The organism is Accumulibacter sp. (assembly GCF_016789985.1).
Lineage (GTDB): Bacteria > Pseudomonadota > Gammaproteobacteria > Burkholderiales > Rhodocyclaceae > Accumulibacter.
In genome coordinates this window covers 1-5367 of the sequence record NZ_JAEUOL010000298.1, presented here as the reverse complement: position 1 = coordinate 5367, position 5367 = coordinate 1, and the positions used below count along the sequence as shown (strand labels likewise).

Genomic DNA, 5367 nt, shown 5'->3' with positions numbered 1-5367 from the left:
GACGGTCGGGGGTTGCGCCGCATGTTCGCCAAGCCAGGCGGCCACCTCGGGGCGAGCCGCCAGCAGGTTGCGCAGGTAGTGGCTATGCTGCTCGGCGACCCGCCACGGCGGGGAAAGAACAAGCGGCGAAGGATCGCGGATGTCGCCATGACAGTTGCTGTTCATCATTCCTTTTTCTCGATGGTGCCGGGTGGGCGCTTTGCCACAGTCGCTGATGAGCCGCGGCAAAGCCGTTACAATGGGACATTCGATCACCCGCCCGGGCATCCCGACATTCTAGTGACGCGCACCAAACATTGGCAAAAGTCTCTCGGCCCTGGCCCGATCTGATGCACCAGGAGGAACTGCGCCCGGCGATCTATCATCGCCTGCACCGTCTCATGCCGTTCATCGCGCACCCCGGGGTGCGCCAGGCCTGGCACTGGACAATGCGCGGCCTGCTGCTGCTCTATTTCGCCTTCGTGCTGCTGGTCTTGGCTCTGCGTTATCTGATCCTGCCCAATGTCGAAAACTACCGGTCCGACATCGAGCGCGCAGCGAGCCGGGCGCTTGGACTTTCGGTCGCCATCGGCGGCATCGCGGCGAGCTGGGACGGCATCAATCCGGACCTCGTCCTGTCCGACGTCCGCCTCTCCGACGCCCAGGGACAGCCGGCTCTGACCTTCACGCGTGTCGAGAGCATTCTCTCGTGGACTTCATTGCCGCGACTACAACTGCGCCTGCACCTGTTGCGCATCGATGAACCGACCCTGCATCTGCGGCGCGATGCCGACGGCCGCTTTTTCGTCGCCGGAATTGCGGTCACTGAACAGGACGAAGACGGCGGTCTCGCCGACTGGGTGCTGGTGCAGAAACGAATTCGCGTCAACGGCGCGACGGTGCTCTGGGAGGACGCCAAACGCAACGCCCCGGCGCTGATCCTCGAGGATGTCAATGTGGCGCTCGACAACGACGGCCGCCAGCACCGTTTCGGCCTGACCGTCCTGCCTCCGCCCGAACTGGCGTCGAAACTCGACCTGCGCGCCGATTTCCGCGGCAGGGATGGCACAAGCGCAGCCGCGTGGAAGGGACAGGCTTTCGCCCAGATCGACCAGGTCGACCTGGCCGCCTGGCGCCATTGGTTCGACTACCCGTTTGCCCTGCCCCAGGGGCGCGGCGCAGTCCGCGCCTGGGTCGGCTTCGCCGACGGCAATCTGCAGGAGGTGACGGCGGATCTCGCGCTCGATGAGGTCCATCTGCGCCTGGCCAGTGATCTGCCGCAACTCGAACTGGAGCACCTTGCCGGCCGCGTCAGCGCCCACCTGTCGGCAAAAGAGATCAAGCTCGATGGGCGCCACCTGGAACTGGCAACGCGGCCGGGCGTCGACGAGGGTACGGCAGGAGCATCGGCCATCCGTATCGCACCAACCGATTTCCACGTCGAGTGGCAACCCCCGGCAGCAGGCAGCACTGCGCTGCGCGGCAGTATGACCGCCAGCCTGCTCGACCTGGGCGCGCTCAGCGGCCTGGCTGCCCATTTGCCGCTCGACGCGGGATCACGTCGCTTGCTCGGCGAGTTTGCGCCGCGTGGCCGGATCGGCGAACTGCGCGTCAACTGGCAGGGCAACGCCGAAGGCCTCGACGCCTACGCGCTGAAGGGCCGTTTCGAAGACCTGGCGCTCAAGCCGTCGGAGCGCTTTCCGGGGGTCAGCGGCTTGTCGGGCTCGATCGAAGCCAGCGAACAGGGGGGCGTCGCCCAGTTACGCTCGCAACAGGTCCGGCTCCGGCTGCCGGCGGTCTTCCCCGAATCGGAGATCGCCCTCGACACGCTCAGCGCCCAGACGAAATGGAAGATCAGCCAGGGCAAACTGGATGCGCAACTGTCACGTGTCGAGTTTGCCGGCGCCGACGCCGCCGGCTCGGCGCAGGGAAGCTATCACTACAACGGAGAGGGGCCGGGCAGCATCGACCTGACGGCCGCGCTGACGCGTGCCGACGCGCGGGCCGTCTGGCGCTACCTGCCGGCTTCGATCAACGTCGATGCCCGGCACTGGCTGCGTGACGCGCTGCAGCAGGGAAGGGCCAGCGACGCCCGACTCATCCTGAAAGGAAACCTGGCGGACTTCCCGTTTCTCGACCGCAAGAAGGGTCAGTTCCTGGTCACCGTCAAGGCGGAGGATGTGACGCTGGATTACGGCACCGGCTGGCCGGCGATCAGCGGCCTCGATGCCGATCTGCGCTTCGAGGGAGCCAGCATGGTCGTGCAGGCACGCCGCGGCTCGATCCTGGGTGCCAGGCTGGCGCAGACGCGCGCCGAGATACCCGACTTCGATGCCCCGGTCTGCATGCTGAAGGTCAGGGGACAGGTCGAGGGACCGACGGCGGAGTTCCTCAAGTTCATTGTGCACAGTCCGGTGGCCGACCAGATCGACCATTTCACCGACCAGATGAGCGCCCGCGGTACGGGTCGCCTGGAGATCGGACTGCTCATTCCGCTCGAAGAAGCCCGCCTCGGGGACTCGAAGATCGATGGGACTTACCACTTCCTGAGCAACGAGGTCAACGTCGATACCGCCTTGCCGCCGCTGCAGCAAGTGAAAGGCAGCCTGCAGTTTTCCGAGAAGGACCTGCGTGTCCCCGAAATCAACGCGCAACTGTTCGGCGGCCCGGTGCGAATCACCGGTGGCACGCAGGGCGGCAAGGTGCAGGTCGTCGCCAGCGGCACTCTGCTGGTCGACGACCTGCGCCGCCGCCTCGATTCGCCGCTGCTCGCCAGCGTTTCCGGCAGCACCCCGTATCGCGCCGAGGTCAGGGTCCGCAAGGGCGAGGTGGAACTGGCGGTAGACTCCAATCTGGTCGGTATCGCGTCAGCCTTGCCGGCACCGCTGGACAAAGGCTCCGGCGAAGCGCTGCCGCTGCACTTCGAGAGCGGACGGTTGCCGCCCGCGTCAGCGACCGGCGGTCAGGCGATCGTCCGCGACCAGTTGCGCGCCACCCTGGGTAATGTGCTCAGCCTGCAACTGATTCGTCGCAAGCAAGGCGACGAACTGCAACCGGAACGCGGGACGCTGACGATCGGTCGACCGGCCGCCCCACTGCCGGAACGTGGACTCAACGTCGGGGTCACGCTGAAGACGATGGACCTCGATTACTGGCAGAAGCTCCTCGCCGGCGATAACAGGAAAGGTGGCGAGAACCCGGCGGCGAGCTTTCCCATCGCCATCGACCTCAAGACCGATGAACTGTTCCTGGTCGGTCTGGCGTACACCGGCACCAGCATCACCGTGACCGGGGTGACCGCACGCTGGCGTGGCAGCATGCAGTCCGATCAGGCCACCGGTACTTTTCAATGGGACGGCACCGGCGCCGGCAAGCTGAAGGCGCATTTCACGAAATGGCGCCGCCCGGACAAGATGCGTACCGAAACGCCAGCGGGCGAAGCGCTCAAGGAACTGCCGGCGCTCGATGTCGTGGTCGACGATTTTTCCGTCGGCGAGAAACGTTTCGGACGCCTCGAAGTGCAGGCGCATAACGAGGGCGGTATCTGGCGGCTCGACAAGATCGACTTGCGCAACCCGTACGGCAGCCTGTCGGGCAGCGGGCAATGGCAACTGAGCGCGGCCAACCGTACCCAGCTCGACTTCTCGCTGGAGAGCAGCGATGTCGGCCGGCTGCTCGCCCGGCTTGGCCATGGTGGCGCGGTACGTCACGGGACGGCGACCCTCAAGGGCCGCATCGGCTGGAACGATACACCGTCCTCGCTCGACTACGCGACACTGGGCGGCGACATGCAGCTCGAGGCGAGCAAGGGGCACTTCCTGAAACTCGACCCCGGAGCCGGCAAGCTGCTCGGACTGATCAGCCTGCAGGGACTGCCGCGTCGCTTCACCTTCGATTTCGGGGACGTTTTCAGCGAGGGCTTCGCTTTCGACACGATCAGCGGCAAGATGACGGTCAAGAGCGGTGTCATGCGCACCGACCGGCTGCAGATCGAAGGTCCCGCCGCGCGCGTGGTGATGAGTGGCGAAGCCGATCTGAAGAACGAAACGCAACGTCTGCAGGTCAGCGTCCAGCCCGAACTGGGCGCCAGCGCGGCGCTCGGCGTGGCGGTGATCAACCCGCTGGCCGGCGTCGCCACCCTGCTCGCCGACAAGATCCTGCAAGGTCCGCTGAGCAAGGCCTTCAGCTTCGAGTACCTGGTCACCGGCAAGTGGGACGACCCGCACGTCGAACGCATCGCACGCCCGACCATACCGGGGGCGACACCTTGATCAGACCCGGCCAACTCCAGGCCCGGTCACTCTCATCGGAGCAAGCCATGATGAATCCGTCCCCCCCCGCACTGCCGCGCGGCGCACACCCTGCCCCGCGGCTGCGTGTTGCCGCCCTGCAGATGGTATCGACGCCGCGCGTCGAAGAGAACCTGCGCACCGCCGCCGCCCTGATCCGCGAGGCGGTGGCGCAGGGCGCCGAACTGCTGGCCCTGCCCGAATACTTCGCCATCATGGGCATGAGCGATACCGACAAGGTCGGCGTGCGCGAGTCCGACGGGGCTGGCCCGATCCAGGATTTCCTCGCGGCCAGCGCCCGTCAACACGGTGTCTGGCTGATCGGCGGCTCGCTGCCGCTGTGGACCGACCGGCCGGACAAGGTGCTGAACTCGAGCCTGGTCTACAATCCGCAGGGAGCGCGCGTCGCGCGCTACGACAAGATCCACCTTTTCGGCTTCCGTCAGGGCACCGAGAATTACGACGAGAGCACGACGATCGAGGCCGGCCGGCAACCGACCGCTTTCGACACGCCTTTTGGCCGGGTCGGCCTGTCGATCTGCTACGACCTCAGATTCCCGGAGCTTTATCGCCGCCTGGGTGTCACAGACCTGCTGGTCATTCCAGCCGCCTTCACCGAGACGACCGGTCGGGCGCACTGGGAAATCCTGCTGCGCGCACGGGCGATCGAAAACCAGTGCTATGTGCTGGCCGTGGCGCAAGGCGGCCAGCACGAGAACGGACGTCAAACGCACGGCAACAGCATGCTCGTCGACCCCTGGGGAACGATCCTCGATCGCAAGCTCAAGGGTCCGGGAATCGTCATCGGCCAGCTCGAACAGGCCCGCCTGGCCGAAGTGCGCGCCAGCCTGCCGGCGCTGACGCACCGCGTGATGTAACGGGAGGGCAGGACGGGCCAATCAACCGCAGCCACCATGGAAATTCAATGACCGCAAGAGCTCAGACCCTTCTCGCGCAGGCCCGCAAGACCCTGCTCACACCCTACGGCCTCGATGTCGCAGACCTCACGCCGGTGTTCGGCAAGATCATGGCGCATCAGGTCGATTATGCCGACCTCTACTTTCAGTACAGCCGCTCCGAAGCCTGGAGCCTCGAGGAG

Annotated in this window: 2 protein-coding genes and 1 pseudogene; all 3 read left to right on the top strand. The window is 65.9% G+C overall.

Annotated elements, in window-relative coordinates; translation table 11 throughout:
• Positions 1 to 329: 329 nt before the first annotated feature.
• Complete coding sequence (locus tag JNK99_RS17580; RefSeq protein ID WP_291855797.1) at positions 330 to 4250, top strand: YhdP family protein; 3921 nt, start codon at positions 330 to 332, stop codon at positions 4248 to 4250.
• Between the two features lie 50 nt (positions 4251 to 4300).
• Positions 4301 to 5146, top strand: coding sequence for a carbon-nitrogen hydrolase family protein (locus JNK99_RS17575; RefSeq protein ID WP_291855800.1), 846 nt, complete (start codon positions 4301 to 4303; stop codon positions 5144 to 5146).
• A 47-nt stretch (positions 5147 to 5193) separates the two neighbouring features.
• Positions 5194 to 5367 (top strand): annotated as a pseudogene (gene tldD, locus JNK99_RS17570) (metalloprotease TldD); the annotation flags it as partial.

Bases quoted from the DNA above. Each gene is read 5' to 3' on its own strand.
- JNK99_RS17580 (WP_291855797.1), top strand. From the start codon at position 330: ATGCACCAGGAGGAACTGCGCCCGGCGATCTATCATCGCCTGCACCGT.
- JNK99_RS17575 (WP_291855800.1), top strand. From the start codon at position 4,301: ATGAATCCGTCCCCCCCCGCACTGCCGCGCGGCGCACACCCTGCCCCG.